Source organism: Flavobacterium sp. B183 (genome assembly GCF_023539155.1).
Taxonomy (GTDB): domain Bacteria; phylum Bacteroidota; class Bacteroidia; order Flavobacteriales; family Flavobacteriaceae; genus Flavobacterium; species Flavobacterium tructae.
In genome coordinates this window covers 1,083,629-1,110,270 of the sequence record NZ_CP097434.1, presented here as the reverse complement: position 1 = coordinate 1,110,270, position 26,642 = coordinate 1,083,629, and the positions used below count along the sequence as shown (strand labels likewise).

20 protein-coding genes are annotated in these 26,642 nt (G+C 35.5%); 7 read left to right on the top strand and 13 right to left on the bottom strand.

Annotated elements, in window-relative coordinates; all coding sequences use genetic code 11:
* The first annotated feature begins 4 nt into the window (after nt 1-4).
* From M4I44_RS04925 to dusB, 6 genes are all read left to right on the top strand, one after another.
* Nucleotides 5-1,192 (top strand): DUF2062 domain-containing protein, encoded by a 1,188-nt coding sequence (locus tag M4I44_RS04925; RefSeq protein WP_249966679.1) that lies wholly within the window; start codon nt 5-7, stop codon nt 1,190-1,192.
* A gap of 130 nt (nt 1,193-1,322) precedes the next feature.
* Nucleotides 1,323-5,009, top strand: coding sequence for a 1-acyl-sn-glycerol-3-phosphate acyltransferase (locus tag M4I44_RS04920; protein WP_249966678.1), 3,687 nt, complete (start codon nt 1,323-1,325; stop codon nt 5,007-5,009).
* On the top strand, nt 5,006-6,523 hold the full coding sequence (locus M4I44_RS04915) for an NAD(P)/FAD-dependent oxidoreductase (RefSeq protein ID WP_249966677.1): 1,518 nt from the start codon (nt 5,006-5,008) through the stop codon (nt 6,521-6,523). Before M4I44_RS04920 ends, M4I44_RS04915 begins: the two co-directional genes overlap by 4 nt.
* A 6-nt stretch (nt 6,524-6,529) precedes the next feature.
* Nucleotides 6,530-8,197, top strand: a complete 1,668-nt coding sequence (locus M4I44_RS04910; RefSeq protein ID WP_249966676.1) for a C45 family peptidase — start codon at nt 6,530-6,532, stop codon at nt 8,195-8,197.
* Entirely contained in the window at nt 8,194-9,480 is a 1,287-nt protein-coding gene (locus M4I44_RS04905; protein WP_017496888.1) for a phenylacetate--CoA ligase family protein, read from the top strand. The genes M4I44_RS04910 and M4I44_RS04905 overlap by 4 nt, the downstream gene beginning before the upstream one ends.
* Before the next feature lie 223 nt (nt 9,481-9,703).
* Nucleotides 9,704-10,696 (top strand): tRNA dihydrouridine synthase DusB, encoded by a 993-nt coding sequence (gene dusB, locus M4I44_RS04900; protein WP_017496887.1) that lies wholly within the window; start codon nt 9,704-9,706, stop codon nt 10,694-10,696.
* A gap of 54 nt (nt 10,697-10,750) precedes the next feature.
* Here dusB and M4I44_RS04895 read toward each other — a convergent pair whose 3' ends face one another.
* From M4I44_RS04895 to rbfA, 4 genes are all read right to left on the bottom strand, one after another.
* A complete protein-coding gene (locus tag M4I44_RS04895; RefSeq protein WP_249966675.1) occupies nt 10,751-11,764 on the bottom strand; it encodes a hypothetical protein in 1,014 nt (337 codons plus the stop codon).
* Between the two features lie 148 nt (nt 11,765-11,912).
* The gene (locus tag M4I44_RS04890; protein ID WP_249966674.1) at nt 11,913-13,340 is read right to left on the bottom strand and encodes an MATE family efflux transporter; all 1,428 of its coding nucleotides are present in this window, start codon (nt 13,338-13,340) and stop codon (nt 11,913-11,915) included.
* A gap of 169 nt (nt 13,341-13,509) precedes the next feature.
* The gene (locus M4I44_RS04885) at nt 13,510-14,709 is read right to left on the bottom strand and encodes an FtsX-like permease family protein (protein WP_249966673.1); all 1,200 of its coding nucleotides are present in this window, start codon (nt 14,707-14,709) and stop codon (nt 13,510-13,512) included.
* Between the two features lies 1 nt (nt 14,710).
* The gene (rbfA, locus tag M4I44_RS04880; RefSeq protein ID WP_017496883.1) at nt 14,711-15,103 is read right to left on the bottom strand and encodes a 30S ribosome-binding factor RbfA; all 393 of its coding nucleotides are present in this window, start codon (nt 15,101-15,103) and stop codon (nt 14,711-14,713) included.
* Between the two features lie 230 nt (nt 15,104-15,333).
* On the opposite strand from rbfA, the gene M4I44_RS04875 reads away from it, so the two are divergent.
* Nucleotides 15,334-15,753, top strand: a complete 420-nt coding sequence (locus tag M4I44_RS04875; RefSeq protein WP_070906201.1) for a CBS domain-containing protein — start codon at nt 15,334-15,336, stop codon at nt 15,751-15,753.
* Nucleotides 15,754-16,469: 716 nt separating this feature from the next.
* Here M4I44_RS04875 and M4I44_RS04870 read toward each other — a convergent pair.
* From M4I44_RS04870 to atpA, 9 genes are all read right to left on the bottom strand, one after another.
* A complete protein-coding gene (locus M4I44_RS04870) occupies nt 16,470-17,723 on the bottom strand; it encodes a murein hydrolase activator EnvC (protein WP_026110032.1) in 1,254 nt (417 codons plus the stop codon).
* Nucleotides 17,724-17,746: 23 nt separating this feature from the next.
* Nucleotides 17,747-18,532 (bottom strand): DUF4292 domain-containing protein, encoded by a 786-nt coding sequence (locus M4I44_RS04865; RefSeq protein ID WP_249966672.1) that lies wholly within the window; start codon nt 18,530-18,532, stop codon nt 17,747-17,749.
* Nucleotides 18,533-18,657: 125 nt separating this feature from the next.
* Nucleotides 18,658-20,010, bottom strand: coding sequence for a tetratricopeptide repeat protein (locus M4I44_RS04860; RefSeq protein ID WP_249966671.1), 1,353 nt, complete (start codon nt 20,008-20,010; stop codon nt 18,658-18,660).
* Between the two features lie 49 nt (nt 20,011-20,059).
* Nucleotides 20,060-21,076, bottom strand: a complete 1,017-nt coding sequence (locus tag M4I44_RS04855) for a sugar phosphate nucleotidyltransferase (RefSeq protein ID WP_017496877.1) — start codon at nt 21,074-21,076, stop codon at nt 20,060-20,062.
* An 82-nt stretch (nt 21,077-21,158) separates the two neighbouring features.
* Nucleotides 21,159-21,593, bottom strand: coding sequence for a dUTP diphosphatase (gene dut / locus M4I44_RS04850; RefSeq protein WP_017496876.1), 435 nt, complete (start codon nt 21,591-21,593; stop codon nt 21,159-21,161).
* A gap of 27 nt (nt 21,594-21,620) precedes the next feature.
* The gene (locus M4I44_RS04845; RefSeq protein WP_017496875.1) at nt 21,621-23,081 is read right to left on the bottom strand and encodes a lipopolysaccharide biosynthesis protein; all 1,461 of its coding nucleotides are present in this window, start codon (nt 23,079-23,081) and stop codon (nt 21,621-21,623) included.
* Nucleotides 23,082-23,175: 94 nt separating this feature from the next.
* On the bottom strand, nt 23,176-23,622 hold the full coding sequence (locus tag M4I44_RS04840; protein ID WP_249966670.1) for an N-acetyltransferase: 447 nt from the start codon (nt 23,620-23,622) through the stop codon (nt 23,176-23,178).
* A 479-nt stretch (nt 23,623-24,101) separates the two neighbouring features.
* Complete coding sequence (atpG, locus tag M4I44_RS04835; protein ID WP_017496873.1) at nt 24,102-24,962, bottom strand: ATP synthase F1 subunit gamma; 861 nt, start codon at nt 24,960-24,962, stop codon at nt 24,102-24,104.
* A gap of 83 nt (nt 24,963-25,045) precedes the next feature.
* Complete coding sequence (gene atpA / locus M4I44_RS04830) at nt 25,046-26,623, bottom strand: F0F1 ATP synthase subunit alpha (RefSeq protein WP_017496872.1); 1,578 nt, start codon at nt 26,621-26,623, stop codon at nt 25,046-25,048.
* Nucleotides 26,624-26,642 lie beyond the last annotated feature (19 nt).

The following is a 26,642-nucleotide window of genomic DNA, read 5'->3' as shown; positions in this document are numbered from 1 at the left end:
ACTCATGATACCTACTTTACCACAGCAGGAATTACTAAACGCTACAAATTTTTGTGTGATTGTTCCAACGTACAATAATCACAAAACATTGAAAAGAGTGTTGAATTCTGTTTTAGATTTCACTTCAAACGTCATTATTGTTAATGACGGTTCGACCGATGAAACTTCTGAAATTCTGAAACACTATTCGCAATGCACTCAGATTCATCATCCTAAAAATCTGGGAAAAGGAAGAGCTTTACGAAATGGTTTCAGAAAAGCAATCGAGTTAGATTTTGAGTATGCCATTACAATTGATTCGGACGGACAGCATTTTGCTGCCGATATTCCTAATTTTATTGCTGAGATTCAAAACAATCCTAATTCATTATTGATTGGGAGCCGGAATATGACTCAGGAAAATGTTCCCAAAAAGAGCAGTTTCGGAAATAAGTTTTCTAATTTCTGGTTTAAATTTGAAACCGGAATTCAACTCGACGACACTCAATCCGGTTACCGACTGTATCCCTTGAAGCTCATTCCGAAACAATTTTACACGAATAAATTTGAATTCGAAATTGAAGTAATCGTTCGCTCTGCCTGGAAAGGTATTGTGGTTAAAAATATTCCTGTACAAATTTTGTACGATCCTGCTGAACGAGTTTCGCACTTTCGTCCGTTTAAAGACTTTACCCGCATCAGCATATTAAATACCGTTTTGGTCATTTGGGCATTGCTGTACATCAAACCCAGAGATTTTTTTAGAAAAGCAAAAAAAAAAGGTTTTAAAAAATTCTTTTTAGAAGACATTTTAGAAAGTAGTGATTCCAATTTCAAAAAATCGGCAGCAATTGCTTTGGGAATTTTTATCGGAATTTCTCCTTTTTGGGGGTTCCAAACCATCCTGCTTTTAACTTTTGCTACCTTATTTAAGCTTAACAAAGTGATTGCTTTTCTGGCTTCAAATGTAAGTTTTCCGCCTTTCATTCCTTTCGTTATTTACGGGTCTTTAAAAATGGGAAGTTACTTTGTTTCAAACGATGTTATGCTAACTGCAAATGGTTCAGTTACACTTGATGATATTCAAAAAAATGCAACACAATATATCGTGGGAAGTCTTATTTTAGCATCCGTTTTAGCGCTCTCTGCAGGCCTGGTAAGTTATTTACTTTTAACCGCTTTTAGCGCTAAGAACCAAACCAAGATTACATAACGTCTTGCCACAGATTGAAAGGATTATACAGATTTTTTTTAGCCACGAATTGGCAACCGCATTTAGAATCAATTTAATCCTTTCAATCTGTGGCAAAAAAAACTGTAAGCAAAAACAATAATAAATAAACATGCATCAATACTTCTACGCCATTCATATGTTTGTAAACCGAAGAAAATCTTTATCGGTTGTTCTGGCTATTTTGATCCTTTTTGTTTTTGGTTTTTTTGCCTCTCAAATTAAATTTGAAGAGGATATCACCAAACTGATTCCCACAAATGATAAAACAGATGTCACGGCAAAAGTGCTTAAACAGCTTAATTTTGCTGATAAAACTACCGTTATTTTCAAACTCGATAAAAACGGAACCGAAGACGATCTAAAAGAAATGGCAACTGCTTTTTCAGACAGTGTCACTCAATCCTGCAAGCCCTATGTAAGCGGTATTCAGGGAAAAATTGACGAAGAAAATATTCAGGAAACCATTGATTTCGTCTATCACAATCTGCCTCTTTTTCTGGAAAATAAGGATTACGAAGTCCTGCAAAGTAAACTTCAAAAAGACAGTATCGCGGCGACAGTTCAGGGAAATTATAAATCAATTATCGCTCCATCAGGATTTATCACGAAAGATTTTATTTTACAGGATCCGTTGGGAATCTCCTTTATCGCTTTAAAAAAATTACAGCAATTAAATATTGGTGACGATTTTACGCTTGACAATGGTTTTGTCATGACCAAAGACAAAAAGAAATTACTTCTTTTTATTACCTCAAATCTTCCTTCAAGCGAAACCGAACAGAATACCCTTTTTGCAGCAAAACTGAAATCCATTCAGGACAATCTGAATCAGAAATACAAAACCAAAACCTCGATTCATTATTTTGGCTCTGCCCTGATTGCAGTCGCAAATGCCAATCAAATCAAGAGTGATATCATCCTGACCACATCAATCGCGATGTTTACACTGATGCTCATTTTGATTTTGTTTTATAGAAAAGTATTGATTCCGATAATTATTTTTCTTCCTACTGTTTTTGGCGCTTTGTTTGCCATCGCCTTTTTATATTTTGCAAAAGAACAAATTTCTGCTATTTCATTAGGAATTGGTTCTATTTTACTGGGAATCACCATTGATTATTCCCTCCATATTCTCACACACTACAAGCACAACAGCGATATAAAAACCTTGTACAAAGATATTACTATGCCGGTCATCATGAGCAGTTCAACAACGGCTGTTGCCTTTTTGTGCCTGCTTTTTGTAAAATCAGATGCCTTAAATGACTTGGGGATTTTCGCTGCCGTTATCGTAATGGCTTCGGCATTTTTCTCTCTTTTAATTATTCCGCATCTCTACAAACCAAAAGAGAATAACATAGAACACAAGAAAAATGTGATTGATAAACTGGCTCATTTTTCTTTTCACAACAACAAATTTCTAATTGTTTTTTGTGTTTTAATAGTCATTGTTTCCTGCTTTACTTATAAGAATGTGGGATTCAACAACGATTTGTCACAACTGAATTTTATTCCGACAGAAATAAAAGCGGCTGAAAAAGATCTGGAAGAAAGTACAAGCCTCACCTCCAAAAGTATTTATGTAGCATCCTATGGAAATAGTATGGAAGAGGTTTTACGAAATAACTCTGCCCTGTTCTCCGATTTATCAAAAGAAAAACAAAACGGCAAAATATTGAATTTTAGTTCTGTTGGCGGTATCATGCTTTCGCAAAAGGAGCAACAGCAAAAAATCGATCGTTGGAATTCGTTTTGGGACGCCAACAAAAAACAGCTTTTACAAACACAACTAATTGCCGAAGGTTCCAAACTCGGATTTAAACCTACGACTTATACCGCTTTTTTTGAGCATTTGAATTTCAATTTCAAACCCATTTCCGCACAGGAATATTTGAAAATACAGGCTTTACAGCTAAAAGAATTTGTAACCGAAAAAAACGGATTCTTCACCATTTCTACTCTCGTAAAAGTGAGTCCTCAACAAAGAGATTCTTTCGTAAAATCAACTGAGACTAAACAAAAGCTGATTGCAATTGATCGCCAGCAGATGAATGAAACGTTTTTCAGTACTTTAAAAACCGATTTCAACACACTGGTAAATTATTCGTTTATAGCGGTGATTCTGATTTTATTTTTCTTTTTCCGAAGACTGGAATTGGTTATTGTAAGCTGTATTCCAATTGCTTTAACGGGAATTGTTACGGCTGGAATTATGGGTGTTTTTGGACTTCAGATGAATATATTCAGCTTGATTGTCTGTACCCTGATTTTTGGTCACGGCGTCGATTTCAGTATTTTTATGACCAGCGCCCTTCAAAAAGAATATACGACTGGGAAAAACGAAATTGCCATTTATCGAACCTCTATCATTCTTGCAGTAATCACCACTATTTTAGGAATCGGTGCAATGATTTTTGCTAAGCATCCAGCGTTGAGATCTATTTCATCTGTGTCACTAATCGGCGTTTTTGCGGCACTTATTATTACGTTTATATTCTACCCTATTCTTTTTAAAATATTCATTTCAAACCGCTCGAAAAAAGGAAATCCTCCGTTTGTCTTACGCACTTTTATACACGGTGTCATCTCTTTTTTCTATTACGGTATGGGCGGAATTTTGATGTCGCTTTTCAGCATCACTATTATGCCGCTTATTCCAATAAAGGAGAAAACAAAAATGAAAGCCTTCCGATACGTGATCTCAAAATTCATGAAATCGGTATTGTATTCCAATCCGTTTATTCATAAAAAAGTCGTGAATAAATTTGGAGAAACCTTCGAAAAACCGGCCATTATTATTGCCAACCATTCTTCGTTCATTGATATTTTGGCAATGGGAATGTTGAGTCCTAAAATTATATTTTTAGTAAGTGACTGGGTGTACAACTCTCCTATTTTTGGCGGTACCGTCAGAAAAGCAGGTTTTTATCCGGTTTCGGAGGGAATTGAAGGCGGAGTAGAACATTTGCGCCAAAAAGTAAACGAAGGGTATTCGTTAATGATTTTCCCCGAAGGAACACGTTCTGAGAGCAATCAGGTTAAACGTTTTCATAAAGGAGCCTTTTATCTGGCTGAAGAATTTAATCTGGATATTATTCCTGTGGTCATTCACGGAGCTTCAGAAGCGATTCCAAAAGGCGATTTTGTCATTCATCACAGCCATCTTACGATTTCAATCCTGGAACGAATTTCTCCGGACAATACTTCTTTCGGAAAAAATTATGCCGAGAGAACCAAACAAATGAGTGCTTTTTTCAAAGAAGAGTACCACAAAATTCGTCAACAATTAGAAGGTCCGGACTATTTCAAAAAAATGATTTTACACAGTTTCGATTATAAAGAAATCGAAATCATCAATAACGTCAAGAGGGATTTAAAAGAGCATCTGGAAGTCTATTATCGTTTAAACAAACAGCTTTCCGCGAAAGACAGAATACTCCATTTATCCAATGATTATGGGCAATTAGATGTATTACTAACCTTGCAGGAGCCTCAGCGAAAAATAACTTCGTTTAATTTTGACGAAGAAAAACGAGCAATTTCAAAGACCAATTATTTCCTCAAAAAAAGAAAAATCTCTTATTTAGATACGCTTGAACCGGCTTTGCAAAATCAATATGATGTTCTTTTGATTTCCGATAAAAATCAGGCGAATGACCTTGAAAAAATCGTTACTCTAACTTCTACAGTAATCTTGCTCAATCCTTCTGATTTAAAAAACACTTTGATTACATTTGACTTTGAATGTGTTTTTGAAGATAACAGTATAATTGTATTAAAGAAAAAAGGAGCATGAAAGAACATTACGATGTTGTAATTGTTGGCAGTGGATTGGGTGGATTAGTCTCTTCGATTATTCTCGCCAAAGAAGGTTATAGCGTCTGCGTGCTCGAAAAAAACAATCAGTATGGTGGAAATCTCCAGACATTTGTACGTGATAAAACCATTTTTGATACCGGAATTCATTACATCGGAGGCTTAGGAGAAGGACAAAATCTGTTCAAATATTTCAACTATTTGGGCATTATGGAGCATCTTAACCTCAAAAAAATGGACGATAACGGTTTTGACATCATCTCTTTTGAAGACGATCAAAACGAATATCCTCATGCACAGGGTTACGCTAATTTTACTTCCCAATTGGAACATTTTTTTCCGGAAGAAAAAACCGGTATTGAGGAATACTGCAAAAGAATAAAAACAATTTGCGAATCTTTTCCGCTCTACAATTTAGAATGGGAAGGTAAATACGATAATGAAATCTTAGGCTTAAACGCCAAACAGACGATCGATGAATGTACCCAAAATGAAAAACTGAAAGCAGTTCTTGCCGGTTCTAATTTTTTGTATGCCGGAATTGCCGACAAAACACCTTTTTATGTTCATGCACTTTCTGTAAATTCTTATATTCAAAGTTCGTGGCGCTGCATCAATGGCGGAAGTCAGATTACCAAGCAGCTTTTAAAACAGCTCAAAAAATACGGTGGTGAATTTTACAAATACAAAGAAGTTACCCGTTTTAATGTTGAAAATAAAAAAGTAACTTCGGTAAGCATGAAGGACGGGACCAATGTTTCCGGTTCCTATTTTATCTCTAACATCGAGCCAAAAACAACTCTGAAAATGACCGGAGAGGAACACTTCCGAAAATCATTTTACAGCAGAGTTCAAAGTCTCGAAGGCGTAATTTCGGCGTTTAGTCTGTACATCGTTTTTAAACCGAAAACTTTTAAATACATCAATCATAACCATTATCATTTTAAGAAAAGCAGCGAAGTCTGGACCGCTCATAACTATGATGATGATTCCTGGCCAAAAGGCTTTATGGCCTCAATGAATGCCTCCAAAAAACAGGAAGAATGGGCAGAAGGGATGACTTTTATTACCTACATGAAATACGATGATGTAATCCCGTGGGCAACTACTTTTAATACTACGGTTGAAGAAAATGACCGTGGAGAGAGTTACGAAGAATTTAAAGCCAAAAAAGCGGCAAAGTTTTTAGAAGAAATCGAGCTGAAATTTCCGGGGATCAAAAACTGCATTCAATCCGTTCATACCTCGACACCGCTCTCCTATCGCGACTATATTGGCGGGGACAATGGCAATATGTACGGATATGTTAAGGATTCAAATAATCCGATGAAAACGCTGATTCCCTCAAAAACCAAGCTGGATAATTTGTATCTTACGGGCCAAAGTATCAACATGCATGGAGTTCTCGGAGTAACTATTGGAGCCGTGGTAACCTGTTCTGAAATTGTTGGTAAAGAATATTTGGTAAACAAAATCAATCAGGCATCTGAATAAAAAGCTATGAAAAACCGAATTATATTCTTTTTATCTATCGGTTTTTTAACGATGCTGGCCTCTTGCGGAACATCAAAATCAATGCGACATCAGCCTGAGATTGCCAAATACAATGCGACAAAACCTGTTGTCACCAAACTTTCCGACAGTATTTTTATTTCCGGAAAAAATTCACTTTTAAAAAACAAACAAGGCCTTTGGGAATTGTATGCCGAAGGCGATCCATTAGAAATTGGACTCAACACGGGTGCTTTATCAGATTCGCTTTTAAAAAAACAAGAGCGTATTTTCTTCTCTAAAATACAGGATATCGTTCCGTCAAAATTTCAGCAGAAACTCCTTCGTCATTTCCTGAAATGGTACAATCGAAAACTATATTTGAATGTTCCGGAAGAATATCAAACCGAAATTTTTGGAGTTTCACAATACACCTCTCCTGATTTTAATAACATTGCACCACAATACCAACGCAGTTTGTACCTGCATGCTGCACACGACATTGGTCATGCTTTGCAGGATTTGGCTTTAGTGGGCTGTTCGTCTTTTGCGGCATGGGGAGAAAAATCGGAAGACGGAAATTTAATCCTCGGACGCAACTTTGATTTTTATGTGAACGATGCTTTCGCTGAAAACAAAATCGTGGCGTTTATCAATCCCAAAGAAGGTAACAAATTTATGATGATTACCTGGCCCGGAATGATTGGTGCGGTTTCCGGAATGAATGAAAAGGGACTAACGGTTACCATCAATGCCGGAAAATCTGAAATTCCGTTGATTGCCAAAACACCCATTTCAATTCTTACCCGTGAAATATTACAGCACGCCAAAAACATAAACGAAGCAATTGCTATTGCCAAAAAAAGAGCCGTTTTTGTATCCGAATCAATTATGTTGGGAAGTGCAGAAGATAACAAAGCCGTTCTGATTGAAGTCACACCTCAAAAAATGGACGTTTACGAGACTCCAAACAGCAATCAATTATTTTGTTCGAATCATTTTCAGGGAGAAGATTTAAAAAACGAAAAACGCAATCGGTTTCAAATGGCCAACAGTCATTCTGAATATCGTATGGAAAAGATGAAGGAACTTTTTTCTCAAAATCCGAAAATCGATCCTAAAATTGCCTCTGAAATTCTTCGAAACAAAGAGGGTTTAAACAATATTAATCTGGGATATGGTAATGAAAAAGCACTTAACCAGCTGATGGCTCATCACGGTGTTATCTTTAAACCTGCTACAAAACAGGTTTGGGTGTCTACAAATCCGTATCAATTAGGTGAATTTGTCTGTTACAATCTGGATAGTATTTTTAAAGAAAGAAAAACGGATCGCATTGTTTCCCTACAGCAAGTAAATTTAGACATTCCAAAAGATCCTTTTTTAGAAACAATAGCCTATAAAAATTACCAAAAATTTAGAGTCGAAGATCACAAATTTGATTCATATCTGAAAAACAAAGAAACAATAAGTCCTCAATTCATACCGAATTACCAATCGTTAAACCCTGACTATTGGGTTGTGTATTACAAAGCAGGGTTGTACTTTTATCAAAAAAAAGAGTACCGTCTTTCTCAATCCAATTTTGAAAAAGCACTAACAAAAGAAATCACAACTGTTCCAGACAAAACAGTGATTGAAAAATATTTAAAAAAAATCAAAAGAAAATTACAATGATTCCATTAATAGAAAAAAATTCTCTAGAAGAAATTAAAATTTTTCAAGAGCAGAAGTTAGCGGAACTATTACACTATATCAGTCAAAATTCTCCTTTTTACAAACGTCTTTTCGCCGGACAAAATATTGACCTTTCTAAGATTAAAACCCTTGAAGATTTACAGCATTTACCCGTAACAACAAAAGAAGATTTACAAGAGTACAACGATGATTTTTTATGTGTTCCGCAACATCAGATTATTGATTATGCTTCTACTTCCGGAACTTTGGGCGATCCTGTTACTTTTGGTTTAACCGATTCTGATCTGGATCGTCTGGCTTATAACGAAGCCATTTCGTTTGCCTGCGCCGGAATTGCCGAAGGTGATGTAGTACAACTGATGACGACAATTGACAGAAAGTTTATGGCCGGTCTGGCTTATTTTCTGGGACTGCGAAAATTAAAAGTGGGTGTAATCCGCGTTGGTGCTGGAATTCCGGAATTGCAATGGGATTCGATTTTAAAATACAAACCGTCTTACCTGATTACTGTTCCTTCCTTTTTACTGAAATTAATCGAATACGCCGAAGCACACGGAATTGATTACAACAACTCCAGCATAAAAGGCGCCATTTGTATTGGCGAACCTTTGCGAAATCAGGATTTTTCAATGAATACCCTGTCAAACAAAATCACTGAAAAGTGGAATATTAAGTTGTTCTCCACTTATGCCTCTACCGAAATGAGCACTGCTTTTACCGAATGTGAACACGGTGTTGGTGGTCATCATCATCCGGAGTTGATCATTGTAGAAGTTTTAGATGAAAATAATAGACCTGTAAAAGAAGGTGAAATTGGCGAATTGACTTTTACCACTTTAGGTATCGAAGCCATGCCTTTACTGCGTTTTAAAACCGGAGATATTGTTCAATTACACAATGCTCCCTGCGCCTGCGGGAGAAATACCTTGCGTGTTGGTCCGGTTGTTGGCCGCAAAAAACAAATGATCAAATACAAAGGCACAACACTTTATCCGCCTGCAATGAATGATGTTCTGAGCGGATTTGACAATATCGAAAATCATATTATCGAGATCTCTACCAATGATTTGGGAACCGATGAGATCCTGATCAAAATAGCCGTAAAAAATCAGACTCCTGAATTCTTACAGGAGATTAAAGATCATTTCAGAGCCAAATTAAGAGTAACCCCAAAAATTGAATTCGCTCCAAAAGAAGCGTTAAATCCTTTGGTTTTTAACCCTATGAGCCGAAAACCTATTCGTTTTTTTGATTACCGTTGAGAAGGCTCAAAGGGACAAAGGTTCAGAGGGAAAAAGGTTATCTGAAAAATTTTGAGCCTTTGCTACTCTGAGCCTCCGAGTCTCAATTCTTTTAAAAAACAAAGACAGAATACCGTTCAAAAAACAGACAAAAAAACCTTTGAACCTTTGCCTCTCTGAACCTTTGAACCTCAATTGGGTACAAATTGAACTAAATGTTGTAATTTTGCAAAAAATATTGAAGATGGTCAAGATTGGCAACATAGAATTACCCGAATTTCCTTTATTACTCGCACCGATGGAAGATGTGAGCGATCCACCGTTTCGCAGATTGTGCAAAACGCATGGCGCTGACTTAATGTATTCTGAATTTATTTCGTCGGAAGGATTAATTCGTGATGCTATCAAAAGTCGAATGAAGCTGGATATTTTTGATTACGAACGTCCTGTTGGAATCCAGATTTTTGGTGGTGATGAAGAAGCAATGGCACTTTCGTCTAAAATTGTTTCTGCCGTAAAACCGGATTTGGTGGATATTAACTTTGGATGTCCGGTAAAAAAAGTGGTTTGCAAAGGTGCCGGAGCGGGAGTTTTGAAAGATGTCGATCTGATGGTACGTTTAACCAAAGCGGTGATCAGAAGTACCGATTTACCTGTAACGGTAAAAACACGTTTGGGCTGGGATGATAGCTCTATTAATATTGATGAAGTAGCCGAAAGGCTTCAGGATATTGGTGTTCAGGCTCTGACAATTCACGCCAGAACCCGTGCACAAATGTATAAAGGTCATTCGGATTGGTCGCACATTGCACGTGTAAAAAACAACCCGAGAATCACCATGCCTATTTTTGGAAATGGCGATATCGACAGTCCTGAAAAAGCATTGAAATATAAAAATGAATACGGTATCGACGGAATCATGATTGGTCGCGCTGCGATTGGTTATCCGTGGATTTTTAACGAAATCAAGCACTATTTTAATACCGGTGAGCATTTACCTTCTCCTACCGTAATTGATCGTGTTGAAGCCGCCAGAAATCATTTGCAATGGTCTATGGATTGGAAAGGCGAACGCTTGGGAATTGTTGAAATGCGCCGTCATTACACCAATTATTTCAAAGGAATCCATTCGTTTAAAGAATACAAACAAAAACTGGTTACTACTGATGAACCTGAAAATCTTTTCGCCGTTATGAAAGAAATCGAACAGGTTTATGCCGGATATGAGTTTGTTTAAATATTTAAATTAATCTTTGTCAAAGTTGGAAGCTTTGACAAAGATTAACTCTTTTTATTTTTTTGCCTCTATTTGTTCCAGTCTTTTTTCAATGTCAGTAAACCTTTTGTTTTCTTTTTGAAGTTCATTAATCTTTTTATTCTGTTCAATCGTATAAAGAGTTAACTCTTCAATTTTTTGTAAAAGTTTTATATTCATCTCTGACAAATTAATACCATTATTTTGCATTTCTGTAGCCGAAGCAATTTGAGGTAAATGTTTGTTTTCTTTAATATAATTATCCACAAATTCTAACGATGGTAAATTATAATCTTTCTCAAAAACAAAATCAGCACCGGCATCTACGCTGACTCTAACTTCTCGTGAATTAATATCCCCTGCTACAGTTAATTTTGCAGTTGGTTTCTGGGTTCCTATACCAACATTACCATTTTCAGCAATTCTAACTTTTTCAGTTAAATCGCCATTATTATCTGCTTTTGTCCAAAAGGTCAAATATCCCATATATGTTCCTCCAGCTCTGGGCATTCCAATTCTTGCTATCTCTACAGATTCCTGTTTGGCACTTATTCTACCCACATCAACAAACGACAAATCATTTCTTTTGCTTTTTAGGGAAACTACAGCCGGTGTAGTATCTGAGTTATAAATTTCGAGTTTTTCACTCGGATTTGGAGTTCCTATACCGACATTTCCAGTAATTGTTTGATCTCCTATAAAATTATTTTTCCCTCTGGTTGCTAGCTCATGCCACTTTGGATTGATTGCAGTTGCATCTCCGGCTGCTAACTTTCTGAAATACAATTTATCATTCTCAGATATAATTGAAGCTATCTGCAATTGATAATTATTGTTAAGATTTGGGTGTCTGACTACAAATAAATGTTGCCAATCATTTTCAGGTAATGTTCCAGTTGGATTTAGTGCGCAATACGTTCCTGAAAGAAGAGGTACTGTAAAATCACCTATTCCCTTCGCCAATCCATCCCCTATTTGCTGTGAGTGCATGGTAAAAGCGAACAAACCCACTCCAATTGTAATCTTAATTTTTCTAAACTGATTTTTCATTATTCTATAATTCAAATATTTTGATTGTTTTAAATTCAAAAGTACTATTTTATCTACGTTTTTATAGTTTGCACCTATTTATACTAAACAAGAAAAACCTTCAAAATAGAAGGTTTTTCTAATATTAAAAAAATATTACTCTTAAGAATTACACCTGAACACGTTTCCATTTTCCTTTTTTATAAAAGAAAATCCCTGCTAAAGTAATAGCAGTTTCAGCAACCGGAATGGCAATGAAAACCCCTTTTGGTCCCATATTAAAATGTTTTGCCAGCACAAATGCCAACGGAATCTGAAACAGCCAAAATCCAAAGAAATTAATTCCTGTTGGTGTCCAGGTATCTCCCGCCCCATTAAACGTATTGATCAAAACCATCCCGATTCCGTAAAAAATAAATCCGATACTCATAATCTGTAACGCTTCAACAGCAATGGTTTTTACCATTTCGTCATTGGTGAAAAATGAGATGATATATTCGCTAAAGCACAAGGTAATGATCATAATAGTCGCCATAAAGATGACATTGTATTTTGCTGTAGTATAAACAGATTTCTCCGCGCGCTCAATTTGTTTGGCTCCTAAATTTTGCCCCACCAAAGTCGCAGCGGCGTTACTCAATCCCCAGGCCGGAAGAATAAAAAACATCATTATTCTAAGAGCGGTCTGATAACCTGCCGATCCGTGATCTCCTCCTGTTGTTGCCACCAGCTGCGCCAGAAAAATCCAACTGCAGGAAGCGATCACAAACTGTAATACGCCTGGTGCCGCAATTTTTACTAAGGCATTTATCTGTTTAAAATCCGGTAAGAGGTAGGACATTTTAATTTTCAAAACTCCATTTCCATAGAACAAATGATAAATTTGATACAGAACACCAATACTTCTTCCGGTAGTTGTGGCGATCGCAGCACCAAGTAAACCAAGTGCAGGAATTTCGGCAAAACCATTAATTAGTATCGGGCATAAAATAATATTACAAATATTGGCAATCCAAAGACTTTTCATGGCGATTGCAGCATTTCCGGCACCACGGAAGATTCCATTAATCAGGAATAAAAGCGTAATACTTAAACTGGAACCAATCATAATCTGGGTATATCTAAAACCATGTTCGGCCGCGTCTGCAGATGCTCCCATTAAAAGGAGAATATCTTTGGCATAGATAATTCCAAAAATGCTTAAAAAAATACTTAACACAAATGCAATAACGATGGCCTGCATTCCTGCTTTTGCAGCAGCGACGGGATCTTTTTCTCCAATACGCCTTGCTACGACTGCAGTTGCAGCCATACTTAACCCGATGTCAATAGAATATATAATGGTTAAAACCGATTCGGTTAATCCAACCGTCTGGATTGCAAAACTGCTGTGCTCCAAATGCCCGACAAAATACAAATCGACTAAAGCAAAAACAGATTCCATCATCATTTCCAAAACCATCGGAATGGCTAAGAGAATGACTGCTTTTTTAATGCTTCCTGCGGTATAATCAAAAGACTCATCTCCCTGGAGAGCCTGTTTTAAAGTCATGTAAATTTTAGAAAATAGATTTTTCTGTATGGTAGTTTCTGTCATAATAAATTAAGATAAATGATAAAATTTGTCCAGATGCAACGATCTGAACTCAAAAAACAAACGTAAGTATCCTAATTATTCTAAAAATAAAATAGGACTAAGCAGAAACTATCATATGCTGTAGATTTTTAAGACGGTAAATATAGGTAATATTTTTCTGGTAGAAATACTAATCAAGAAGCTTTTTACTCACACGGCTGCTGGCAATTAAAGAAGCAACAAAACCAAGTGATACAATGGTTGCCATCACGATAAGTACATTTTCTAAAGTAAAAACGACCGGATAGGCCAAAGTAGGTGTCAGCATAATCAAATTGTATTCTTGTTGAAGCAATACTAAAATGATTCCCAGAACAAGACCAATTATACCTCCAAAAACACTTAACAAAGTTCCCTGAAGAAGGAATATTTTGCGTAAACTGGTGATTTCTGTTCCCAGATTAAAAAGCGTTTTCAGATTGTGCTTCTTCTCTAAAATCATCATAATTAAAGCCCCGACCAAATTAAAAAGGGCTACGATAATTACCAATGTAAAGATCAGGTACACTACAATGTTTTCGGTATTGAGCATCTTATACAAAGATTCGTTAAGCTGTGCTCTGTTTTTTATAGTGATTTTATTTTTGAATAATTTTTCCAGCTGAGATCTGATCGCAGTTTCATTGGCGTTTCCTTTCAGATTGAATTCTATTCCGGAAATCTGGTTTGTTTTATACATCAGTAATTCCTGCGTCAGACCCAAATCAGCAAAAACATATTTTGAATCTAAATCTTCACTGATGGAGTAAATTGCAACTGGTAAAACGTCTGTTTTATTGAATGCTTCTTCCGGATTTTCGATCGCTCCTTTTCCTGGTTTGGGTGCAAATATTTGCAAAGGATTTTCGAAATCAAGAATTCCTAACGAAAAATCACGAGCAATTCCATAACCAATAACCACCTGATAAGTATCCGGTTTTAGCCATTCTCCGTTAAAAAGTTTTTTCCTGATATCGTTAACAACAATATAGTTTTTGTCAACGCCTTTTAAGTAGGTTACCAGCTGTTTGTCTTTAAATAAAAACAAAACCCGTTCTTCGATAATCTTACTGTAGGAAGCAATTCCTTCAATGTTTTTAAGCTGTGTTTCCTGATCCGGCGTTACAAAAAACGATTTTCCGTAAGTGCTGCTTATTTTCAGATCAGGATCTATTTCGTTGGTGAACGAAAGACTGAAAACCTTTAGTCCGCTAAAAACGGACAAAACCACAAACAAAGCCATCGTTCCAACAATAATTCCCATGCTGGCAATACGATTGATGATATTGATAGCATTGTTTTTACTTCTGCTAAAAATATAACGCTTGGCTATGTAAAGGGGGAAATTCAATTTATGATTTTCTTCTTTTTTCTAAAAGATCACGGTTTTCAATTGGGTTCTCTCTGTTAGATAACGCATTATCAATCTTTTCGATATAATCTAAAGAATCATCAATAAAAAACACCAGGTTAGGTACACGACGCAATTGCAAACGCACACGTTGTGACAAATCGTGTTTGATTAAAGTTGTATTTGACTTTATGCCTTCTAAAGTTTCTTGGGCTTTATCCTGAGGAAAAATGCTTAAATAAACTGTCGCTACCGATAAATCTGTAGTAACACTAACTTTGGATACTGAAATTACTAAATTAGTGATTCCATTTTTTCGCACTTCACCTTGCAAAATATCAACCAAATCTTTTTGGATGACACCGCCTATTTTTTTCTGTCTGTTTGTTTCCATACTGCAAAAATACTATTTTTAAATTTCAATCGGTGCAATTTCAAATGAACAATAGGATGAATTTTGCATTCTCGTTCAATTTCTTTCAAAAATAGCTCTCCTTCTAAAGAAAATTCAACAAATACGCTACTTGTTTCAATATTTTGAGAAGTTGTAAAACATGATAAAGGTCATTTGTTTTATGTGAATTATTTCACAATTTTAATGGAAATAATACAACACTTCATATTATGAAAAAGAGAGAACCTATCAGTCATATTATGACTAAAAGCGTCATTACTGCAAGTGAAAATGACGACCTTAAAAAAATCGTTGAACTTATAAAACAACACACTATCCGCCATATTCCAATCGTTAGAGGCAAAGAAGTAATTGGTATCATAAGCCGCACGGATATTAATCGCCTAACTTTTGGTGCTTTGTTCGAAGGACAGGAGGAGGCAGACGAAGCTATTTTAGAAATGCTCAGTATTTCTCAAATCATGACTTCAAAGCCAAAAACCGTTTCATCAGATACCAGTATTCGGGATTTAGCTCAAATTTTAGTTACGGAGGAATTTCACGCACTTCCCGTTGTCGACAATGGTAAACTTACCGGAATTGTAACGACAACAGATGTTATGAAATATTTACTTGAACAATACGATTAACTTCAAATAACAAAAAACCTTTTCACCAGTCTATTTCCGGTGAAAAGGTTTTTTTCTATTTAAGTGTGAATCGACTTTATTATTACACAGTTTTCTAAATCTTTGTAAAAGTTGAATTTAAATATGCCTATCCGTTACTTATACTAATTTTTAAAATGGCACACGGATGACACAGATTTAAACCGATAAAAACAGATTTTTAGAAAATCCGTTTAATCTGTATGCATTATTGACTTATTAGCCCGCTTAACGGACAATCATATAAATTAAAATCTTTCTTAAAAAGAACTACTACTATTTTTTATAAAACTGCTCCAACGGAGCAAAATAGGTATAGTAATTTTAATTTCCCAATATCAAAAAGCTCCAGCGGAGCGGCATATAAATCTTTTTAACTTTCCCTTTTTATATCAAATTTTTCACAATCCATTCATTACAAGAAACAAAGAATCTTTGCTGTGATTATCTGCAATTTTGTCAAATTTTCTCCTGATAATATAACAATAACATCTTATATAACGCTCCGTTGGAGCTCATTTGTTGTACTTAATAATTTTGCTATATCTATTAGGCTCCGTTGGAGCCCTATTCGGAGTTAATTTGTGTTATCTGTGACCATTTTCAAAATTATGCCAATTATAACATTTATCCAGATTATATCGGTATTAATACAAATAACGGATAATTGTAAATTCAAAAACTGCAGTTGACTACTATTATCTGTTTTGCAACCATCCTTCCGGATTGTTATTGGATGTATTTTGAAGAATCAAAAACTTAATGATTGTTTTTCCGGTGTCACCACTGGTTCTCACTTTTCCTATGCTTTGTTTTACATTTACTTTATCACCTTTCTCCACAAAAACCTGACTAAGATTTTGATAAACGGTAAAATAATCTCCATGCTGAATCATAACAGCTCTGTTGATTGGAGACAAAACAATTACACTCGATACTACTCCTTCAAATACGGCACGGGCACTTGCTCCTTGTTCTGTTGTAATCTCAACTCCTGAATTATGCACCGTTAATGACGGATAAAGAGGGTGAGGCTGATCACCATATCCTAATGAAATAAATCCTTTTTCTACCGGCCATGGCAATTTTCCTCTGTTGGCTTTAAAGTCGGCAGCTAAAATTTTTCCTTCCGGAGTCAATGCAATTTTAGAAGAAGAAACCGGCGTTTTAGATGCTGTCGAACCAGGATTTTCTTTTGCTCTTTCCAAGGCAGCTTTTCTGTTGGCTTCTGCAATGGCTTCACGAATCAAACGATCAATTTGTCTGTCGATTCTTTTGGCCTCCTGCTGTTTGCTTCTCGTATCGGCAATAATTTTGTTCTTGTCTTTTTTAATCGAATTAACTAGTTTTTGCTGCTCTTTCTTTTCCGTTTCTAAACTTTGTTTTTCTTTTTCATTTTCAGCAATAATCTTCTTCTTCACAATACGCTGACCATTTAATCTGGCATTATAGTCTTCCAGCTCCGCGGTTTTAGATTGAATTTCTAATCCCTGGTTTTTTCTGAAATTGGTATATTGTTTCAAATATTGCGCTCTTTTGTAGGCTTGCAAAAAGCTCTCTGAAGATAAAATAAACATGGCTCTGCTTTGCTCAGATCGGCTTTTGTATGATTTAAGAATCATTTTTGAATAATCTGCCTTTAATACTTCCAGCTCTTTTTTAAGTTTATTAACCTTAACCTGATTAATATACATATCATTACTCAAAAGTTTTTCCTGTTTTGCAGTAGTATTAATCAGCTTTTCTTTCAGCTTGATTTTATTGGATTGAATTAAATAAACATTTACTGCCGATTTTTCTTTTTTCTTTACCGATTGCAGCATCTTTTCATTATCTCTAATTTCCTGCTGAATCTGCGCTTTACGCTGTTCCAGTTTTTCTTGTTGCGAATCTTGTGCCCACATAAAAGTAGTGGCACATATAAAAATTAGGCTTAGGAGAAATTTTGGCATGTTTATATTTTCTTTTTGCAAATTTACTTAATTATAACTTTCTTATAACCACTTGGCACACTGTAAGGAAAAGAAAGTTCTTCGTTAAACGAAATCGTATTGTAATTTAAACTAATATTTGTTTTTCCTTTTGGCTGAATTGCACTGATTTCAATACTTGTTGGAAGTATTCCCTGATTGAAAACCTTACTGTCGCCATAAGAAATCTGCAAGAATCTGTTTTCTGATGGCTGTGAGATCTCTTCTTTTTGCAACAGGTATTTTTCAGGATCCAAATAGAATGATTTTTTCAAATTAGAATCTTTTTCATCTTCTAAACGAAAAAGATTATCTACTATAGTTTGGGCATATTTTCCCTTTCTCAAATCATCTAAAGCTTCACCAACCAATAGATTCTGAACTTTACTGTAATCCAGTTCTGTTCCCAGCCATTTACTTAAACTTGTAAAATCGCCTTCGTAATAGGTCCCGTTTATTTTTTCGTAGTAGCTTACTGTTGTTGGCGTAATCAAAGCTTTTGCCATAGTAATACCCAAGAAACGAACACTTACTAAAATTTGTTTGTCTTTTTCAATTTTAATCTCAGCGGTAACATTCTGACTTTGTTTATCGTCAACGTATCTTGCACCGGCTTTTACGTACAGCGTTGAAAAATCTAACTTATTGTTATAATGATTCTCTATTACTTTTTTTTCTTCTTTTGGAGTAATTTCTTTTACTTCGCTGGTATTGTTCTGCACTGCAACCGCCTTTGATTTACAGGAAATCATAAAAACAGACAATACCGCTATCGCTATATATTTTTTCATTTACCGCCTTTTTTAATTTTGAATCTGGACAAATCAAAATCTGTTTAATTGTTTATAGTGTTGTTTCAGGTTGTAGAAAACTAAAAATCAAGATCTTAGAATGTAAGTACATCCCCCTCTTTCCTCTATTTTCTCTTTTTCAATAATTCATTTGCCTTCAAAAAGTATTCCTCTTTTTTCTTTGCATCTCCCAATCCATTGCAAGCCTCTCCCAACTGAATATTAAAATTTGCCTCCAGTGTTTTGTCCTCTACCACATAATCGAGTCCTATTTCTAAAACGGTTTTTGCGTTTTTAAATTGCTTTAGCTGATTGTTTCCTAAACCGGCATAATAATAAAACTGCGGCTGACTTGGATAAACCTCGATCATGCTCATCGCTCTTTTTGTCATTGGCTCGAACTGTTTCATCTGGGCATACGCTTCAAGCAAAAGCAAATTGGTTTCACGGTCTGTTTCTGAATTGGCTTTTAAATCTTTTTCGTAATATTTAATCGCATTTTCAAACTGACCTTTACTATGATAGAATTTTCCAATTTCTTTGGCCACATCCACATTAGGATCGTTATCGAAATACGAAATGGCTTTCTCTAAATCTGGAGCATACTGTGGATTTTTGTTCGTATAGATCAAAAACTCATTTAAGGTACGATGTTTTATTTTGGAATCAATTTTTGAACTTCCTAAAATTACATTCATTGCCTTAATCGCTTTATCGGCCTGATTAGCATCCAGATAGACTTTAAACAAACTTACCTGCGCCCATTCTGAAGTTGGAATTTCCTTTGCCAGTTGTTTCGCAACATTTAGCGCCTTATCTGTTTCTTCTGATTTTGAATATAAAAAAATCAGATTTACATAATTTGATTCTTCTTTTGGATGTTGCTTTATCTGCTCAATCAAGTTATCAATTTCTGCATTTTGATATTTCCCCTGAGATAAGATTTGCAATCTATAGCGATCACGATCTTCTGATTTCCCATACTTCTCATTCATTTCATTGATCGCCACCAACGCTTTATCAAACTGATTGGTGATCATATACAGCGAAATCAAATCATCTTTGTACTCTTCATCAAAAACCATTATTTTCTGAATGGTTTCAATCGCCAAAGGATAATTTTTGGTTTCATAACTTACGTCATAAATTCCCAACCAATACCATTTGTTTTTAGGATCAAGCTGAGTTGCTTTTTCAAACGAATCCTGTGCGTTTCGATAATCTTTTAAGGACAGATAATTTTTCCCAAGTTCAAAATAAGCTACCGCATCATTGGGTTTTAGTTTGATACACTTTTGTAATGAAGTGACAGCCTTATCATAATTTTCAATTCCTTTTTGTTTCAACGATTCATAAAAAGCATCCTGATACTCATCGGTTGCCATAGCAATATCTTCCGGCTCTGTTTGAGCCATAACCGAAATGGGATTGCCAAGCAAAACGAAAAATAAAATTGCGATAACTCCTTTTTGTATCATTTTTTTAAATTTATTTTTAAACAAAAACGAATCTATTCCAACTGATAATCTATTCTAAAACTGAATAATCTCCAATGCTAACACTGCTAAACTTACCATCATAAACCACATGATTTCCAATCATTGCATTGTCAAGCTGTGCATTTTTTATTTGAGAATAAGTTTGTATTAAACTGTTGCTAATTGTACTGTCTGTAACGTGACAACCTTTACCAATGGATACATTTGGACCAACTGTTGTGTTTTTCAACACTACATTTTCGCCAATATAACACGGTGGAATGATAGTTGAATTTTCCAATTTCACGTCGTAATCTACTAAGTGCTCCCCATCATTGTGTAAAAACCCTAACATTCTTGAATTTGTTTCAACGGTAACATCTTTATTTCCGCAATCCATCCATTCATCCACACTTCCGGTTTTAAACACTTTACCGTTTGCCATCATGGCTTTGATACCGTCGTTAATCTGATATTCTCCACCATTTTGAATGTTATTATCCAAAACTCCCTGAAGTTCCTTTTTCAAATCACCTACTTCTTTAAAATAATAGATTCCAATCACCGCTAAGTCACTAACAAATTCTTTTGGTTTTTCTACTAATTCTATAATTTCATTATTGGCGTTTAACTTTACTACACCAAATGCCTCCGGCTGATCTACTTGTTTTACCCAAATAACGGCATCCGCAGCAGGATCTAATTCAAAATCGGCTCTGATTAAAGTATCTGCATAAGCAATTACTGCCGGACCTGATAAAGATTCTTTGGCACACATAATCGCGTGACCTGTTCCTAAAGGTAAATCCTGGCGGTAGATGGAAGCTTTAGCTCCTAAACTTCCAGCCAATTCTTCTAAACTTGCTACAAGATCGTCTCCAAAAAAAGCCGCGTCTCCTAAAATAAAAGCAACCTCTTCAATAGGTTCTTTTAATATTTTAGCAATGTCTTCTACCAATCGATGTACAATCGATTTACCAGCAACTGGAATTAATGGTTTTGGAACTGTTAAAGTATGTGGTCTAAGTCTTGATCCACGACCTGCCATTGGAACGATTATCTTCATTTTTTTATTGAAAGATTAAAAAATTGAAAAATTAATAAAATAGCAAATCTTTTAATTTTTCAATTTTTAAATTATTAAATTTTTATTTTACTCCTGTACTGCCAAATCCGCCTTCTCCTCTTGACGTTTCAGAAAGTTCTTCCACTTCAATCCACTCTGCTCTTTCGTGTTTTGCAATGATAAGTTGTGCGATTCGCTCTCCGTTTTCGATTACGAATTCTTCATTGGATAAATTTACTAAAATTACGCCTATTTCACCTCTATAATCTGCATCAACAGTTCCTGGAGAGTTTAAAACGGTTACTCCTTTTTTCGCCGCCAGTCCGCTTCTTGGTCGTACTTGTGCCTCATAACCAATGGGTAACTCTATAAAAAGTCCGGTTTTTACAATGGTTCTTTCTAAAGGTTTTAGCGTAATAGCTTCTGTTAAATTGGCACGCAAATCCATTCCTGCCGAAGCTATCGTTTCGTAGTTCGGTAAAGCGTGCTGTGATTTATTGATAATTTGTATTTTCATTTTTATTATAAAAGATAAAAAAGTACCTTACTTTTTATTCATCATTCCTTTGATTGTTTGTTTTTCGTTATGATATACAAAATACACAAAGCCCAAAAACAAAGGGATTCCAACGAAATAATTTTCTCTAAATCCATAAAAAGAAATAGCCGAAAATACGATTGAAATTCCTAAGTAAGCTCCAATTTTGTTCATATCATAAGGAATTGGATAGTACCTGTTTCCTAAAATATACGAAATCAACATCATACTCCCGTATGCAGAAATAGTCGCAATTGCAGAACCGTAGTAACTGTACTTTGGAATTAAAACATAGTTTAAAATCAAAGTCACGATGGCACCTACAATAGAGATATAGGCTCCAATTTGTGTTTTGTCTGTCAGTTTATACCAAACCGATAAGTTGTTGTAAATCCCTAAAAAGAAATTTGCCAAAATGATCAACGGTACCACTTTCATGGCCTCCCAATACGATTTATTATCTAGCAATAAATATTTTAAAACGTCTGCAAATACAATGACACCTAATAAAATCAATGATCCTAAAATCACGAAGTATTTTGTAATCACGGCATAGGTCTGAGGTGCATTTTCGTTTTTCGCATGACTGAAAAAGAAGGGTTCGATTCCTAATCTGAATGCCGTTGCAAATAAAACCATGAACAAACCTAATTTATAACAGGCTGAATACGCCCCAACTTCAGATTTTGCAAGATTCTCAGGTAATAGATAACCCAATAAAATTTTATCAAAATGCTCGTTAACTGCGAAAGCAAGTCCCGCCACTAAAATAGGCAAACCGTATTTCATCATTTTTTTCCAAAGTACCGGATCAAATTTACGTCCGAGATAAAGATAGTTTGGTGAAAGCACGATGAACGTCGCTAAACTCGCCAATAGATTTGCAATGAATATATAAGCAATCTGAAAGTTTTCGACATACAAATTATCCCAAACAGAATTAGGGTTTGATGCCGCCAGTTTAGGAAGGTACATCAGGAAAAATAAGTTCAGTAACAGATTGATTATAACATTTCCAATTTTAATGGCCGCATAAACCATAGGCCGCTGATTGGCTCTTAATTTAGAAAAAGGGATTAAAACCAAAGCATCTAAAACCAGAATCCATACGGTGTACGTGATGTACTGTACGTCTACTTCGGCCAGAGTTGCCAATGTATTTCTAAAAATTAAGGCTGCAAAAAGGAAAATTATGGACGACCAGAATATTGAAATTGTGGAAGTAGCTATTACATTTTTCTTATCGTCTTCGGCACTGTAAAACCTAAAAAATGCCGTTTCCATTCCGTAGGAAAGCACCACATTAAAGAAAACCATCCAGGACAAAACAATCGAGACTTCACCGTATTCTGCAGTTGGTAAAATACCTGTATACAGTCTGACTAACAGAAAACTCAGCATTCGCGGCAAAACCGTCGCTAGTCCGTAAATAGCCGTTTGTTTGAATAGATTTTTATATAATCCCAAAATATATGTGTGTAATAAAATTTATAAAACAAAAATAACCAATTCTTTGGTTTATTATTGATTTTGCGCTTCAATAAAAGAACTTGCCGAAATTTTAGTGCGTTAATTTTTTTTCGTCCAAAATTTTAACAAAATGAAAACCTCTTGGCGCGTACCCCTGATTGTAATAGAAACGATGCGCGGCAAAATTTCCGGTAAAAGCATCCAAAACGATACTGCTGCAATCTAAATCCAGGGCTTTTTGTTCGATATAATCCGTTAGTAATTTCCCAATACCTTTTGATCTAACGTCCGGATTTACGACAAAATTGTCTATTTCAAGATATTTACCTGTCCATAGTTTGGTAGCCGACCAGCAACCGGTAATTCCTAAACAAACGCCCTCTTCAAAAACACCTATCTGGATATAGTTATGTGGAACCATTTCTGAAAGATATGCTGTGTACTTTTCGAGGGTAAGATTTGGATAAAGAAATCGCATGGTTTCAATTTGTTCCAGCATTTCTTCGACTGTAGTGAGTTCTTGTATTTGTAGTTTCATTGTTTAAAAAAATAGATTTCAAAAATACTCAATTTTTTCCATTGCTCCTCACAAAATTGAACCGCAACTTCACCTGTAAAATGTATAAAAAAGTTCGAAAATTATATAAATTTCTAAAACCGGTTCTATCTTAACTTTGTAACAAAGGGAATGAGGAAAGCTAGAATACAACCCTACAAAAAAGCAAAGCATGAGGACAAATAAAGCTAGTTTGTTCCTATAAAAGACAAAGCAATGGGATTGATTCTGCTGAAATGTAACCCTCAAAAAAACAGAGCATTGGGACTAATAAAGCTAGTTTGTTCCCAGAAAAGACAAAGCACTTGGTGATTTATAAAATGGTATTGATTCTCTCTTTTTGACTAAATTGAGAATCACCATTTTATAAGCTTCATTTCAAAAAACAACAACCCTATATATAAAAAAGGAGCCGACATTGATATGCCGGCTCTTTTGCTTTTTCTTATACTGAAATTCTCTTATCCATTTAAAGCTTCCGCTCCACCAACGATTTCTAAGATCTCATTAGTAATAGCAGCCTGACGTGCTTTGTTGTAAGTTAATTTCAATTGGTTTCTTAATTCAGTTGCGTTGTCAGTTGCTTTGTGCATTGCTGTCATACGTGCTCCGTGTTCTGAAGCAAATGAATCGCGGATTCCTTTATATAATTGTGTTTTCAATGATTTAGGAATCAAAGTCAACACGATTTCTTCTTTTGAAGGTTCAAAAATGTAATCTCCTGTAGAAACTGCAGCATCAGATTTAATTGGAGCTAACGGTAAAAACTGTTCTGTCTGAACAATTTGAGTCGCAGCATTTTTAAACTGATTGTAGATCAATTCGATTCTGTCGTACTCTCCAGTAAGGAATTTCTCTGTTAAGTTATCAGCAATTCCGGCAACATTTTCAAAAGTTAAATGATCAAAAATTGCATTATGATGACCGTGTACTTTATGCGTTTTGCTTAAAACATCATTTCCTTTTTTACCAATAGCAAAAACGTCAACTTGTTTTCCTGCGTAAAATTCGGTACGATTCTTAACCTCTTTAATTACGTTAGAATTGAATGCACCACATAAACCTCTGTTTGAAGTTATGGCTACAAGCAATACTTTTTTTACTTCACGTTGAGTAGTGTAATCACCTCCAACTTCACCATCAAGTGTAGCGGAAAGATTTTGCAACAACTCCGTTAATTTCTCGGCATAAGGGCGCATCGCAGTGATTGCATCTTGTGCTTTCTTAAGCTTTGCAGCAGAAACCATTTTCATAGCCGATGTAATCTGCATCGTCGATGAAACGGAAGTAATTCTATTACGGATTTCCTTTAAATTTGCCATTAATTTTATGTTTATTGTTTGTTGTTTTTAGTTTATTGTTGGGACAAACCACAAACAATAAACTAAAAACTATAAACTAAATATTAGTTATATTTTGCTGAAATTTCTTTTGCTGCTTTTTCGATAACATCAGTAATGTTGTCATCTAACTTACCAGCTTTTAACGCGTTAAGCGTATCTTTATGTTTGCTGTTTAAGTAAGCTAAGAAATCAGCTTCAAATTCTTTTACTTTATTTACAGGTACGTTTCTTAATAAGTTTTTAGAACCTGCATAAATAATAGCTACTTGATTTTCAACAGGATAAGGATCATTTAAACCTTGTTTCAAGATTTCAACGTTTCTTTTTCCTTTTTCAATTACGTTTAAAGTAACTGAATCTAAGTCAGAACCAAATTTAGCGAAAGCTTCTAATTCACGGAATTGAGCTTGATCTAATTTTAAAGTTCCTGAAACTTTTTTCATTGATTTAATCTGAGCATTACCTCCAACACGAGATACAGAGATACCTACGTTGATCGCAGGACGAACTCCAGAGTTGAACAAATCTCCATCAAGGAAAATCTGACCATCTGTAATCGAAATTACGTTTGTTGGGATATATGCAGAAACGTCACCAGCCTGAGTTTCGATAATTGGTAATGCAGTTAATGAACCACCTCCTTTTACGATAGACTTGATAGAATCTGGTAAATCGTTCATGTTTTTAGCAATTCCATCATCAGCAATTACTTTACAAGCACGCTCTAATAAACGAGAGTGTAAGTAGAAAACGTCTCCAGGGTAAGCCTCACGTCCCGGTGGTCTTCTTAATAAAAGAGAAACCTCACGGTAAGCAACAGCTTGTTTAGATAAATCGTCATAAACAATTAAAGCCGGGCGACCTGAATCTCTAAAATATTCTCCAATTGCAGCACCTGCGAAAGGAGCATAAACTTGCATTGGAGCCGGATCAGAAGCATTAGCTGCAACAATAACTGTATAAGCCATTGCACCTTTTTCTTCTAACATTTTAGCAATTCCTGCTACAGTTGAAGCTTTTTGCCCAATTGCAACATATATACAGAATACAGGTTTTCCTGCATCGTAAAATTCTTTTTGATTTAAGATTGTATCGATACAAACAGTTGATTTACCTGTTTGACGGTCACCAATTACAAGCTCACGTTGTCCACGACCAACCGGGATCATAGCATCAACTGCTTTTACTCCAGTTTGTAATGGCTCCGTTACCGGCTGACGGAAGATAACACCAGGTGCTTTTCTTTCTAAAGGCATTTCGTATAAGTCTCCACCAATTGGTCCTTTTCCATCAATTGGAAAACCAAGAGTGTTTACTACACGTCCTACCATTTGCTCACCTACTTTAAGAGAAGCAATACGTTGCGTTCTTTTTGCTGTTGATCCTTCTTTGATTCCAGTTGATGGTCCTAAAAGTACCACACCAACGTTGTCTTCTTCAAGGTTCAATACAATAGCTTCAAGTCCGTTGTCAAATTCAACTAACTCACCATATTGTACATTCGATAGCCCGTAAATACGAGCAATACCGTCTCCAACTTGAAGTACTGTTCCTACTTCCTCTAGCGTAGCACCAGATTCAAAACCTTCTACTTGCTTTCTTAATATTGCTGAAATTTCAGCAGGTTTGATTTCCGCCATCTTAATTTATAATTTAGAC

Bases quoted from the DNA above. Each gene is read 5' to 3' on its own strand.
- M4I44_RS04925 (WP_249966679.1), top strand. From the start codon at position 5: ATGATACCTACTTTACCACAGCAGGAATTACTAAACGCTACAAATTTT.
- M4I44_RS04920 (WP_249966678.1), top strand. From the start codon at position 1,323: ATGCATCAATACTTCTACGCCATTCATATGTTTGTAAACCGAAGAAAA.
- M4I44_RS04915 (WP_249966677.1), top strand. From the start codon at position 5,006: ATGAAAGAACATTACGATGTTGTAATTGTTGGCAGTGGATTGGGTGGA.
- M4I44_RS04910 (WP_249966676.1), top strand. From the start codon at position 6,530: ATGAAAAACCGAATTATATTCTTTTTATCTATCGGTTTTTTAACGATG.
- M4I44_RS04905 (WP_017496888.1), top strand. From the start codon at position 8,194: ATGATTCCATTAATAGAAAAAAATTCTCTAGAAGAAATTAAAATTTTT.
- dusB (WP_017496887.1), top strand. From the start codon at position 9,704: ATGGTCAAGATTGGCAACATAGAATTACCCGAATTTCCTTTATTACTC.
- M4I44_RS04895 (WP_249966675.1), bottom strand. From the start codon at position 11,764: ATGAAAAATCAGTTTAGAAAAATTAAGATTACAATTGGAGTGGGTTTG.
- M4I44_RS04890 (WP_249966674.1), bottom strand. From the start codon at position 13,340: ATGACAGAAACTACCATACAGAAAAATCTATTTTCTAAAATTTACATG.
- rbfA (WP_017496883.1), bottom strand. From the start codon at position 15,103: ATGGAAACAAACAGACAGAAAAAAATAGGCGGTGTCATCCAAAAAGAT.
- M4I44_RS04875 (WP_070906201.1), top strand. From the start codon at position 15,334: ATGAAAAAGAGAGAACCTATCAGTCATATTATGACTAAAAGCGTCATT.
- M4I44_RS04870 (WP_026110032.1), bottom strand. From the start codon at position 17,723: ATGCCAAAATTTCTCCTAAGCCTAATTTTTATATGTGCCACTACTTTT.
- M4I44_RS04865 (WP_249966672.1), bottom strand. From the start codon at position 18,532: ATGAAAAAATATATAGCGATAGCGGTATTGTCTGTTTTTATGATTTCC.
- M4I44_RS04860 (WP_249966671.1), bottom strand. From the start codon at position 20,010: ATGATACAAAAAGGAGTTATCGCAATTTTATTTTTCGTTTTGCTTGGC.
- M4I44_RS04855 (WP_017496877.1), bottom strand. From the start codon at position 21,076: ATGAAGATAATCGTTCCAATGGCAGGTCGTGGATCAAGACTTAGACCA.
- dut (WP_017496876.1), bottom strand. From the start codon at position 21,593: ATGAAAATACAAATTATCAATAAATCACAGCACGCTTTACCGAACTAC.
- M4I44_RS04840 (WP_249966670.1), bottom strand. From the start codon at position 23,622: ATGAAACTACAAATACAAGAACTCACTACAGTCGAAGAAATGCTGGAA.
- atpG (WP_017496873.1), bottom strand. From the start codon at position 24,962: ATGGCAAATTTAAAGGAAATCCGTAATAGAATTACTTCCGTTTCATCG.
- atpA (WP_017496872.1), bottom strand. From the start codon at position 26,623: ATGGCGGAAATCAAACCTGCTGAAATTTCAGCAATATTAAGAAAGCAA.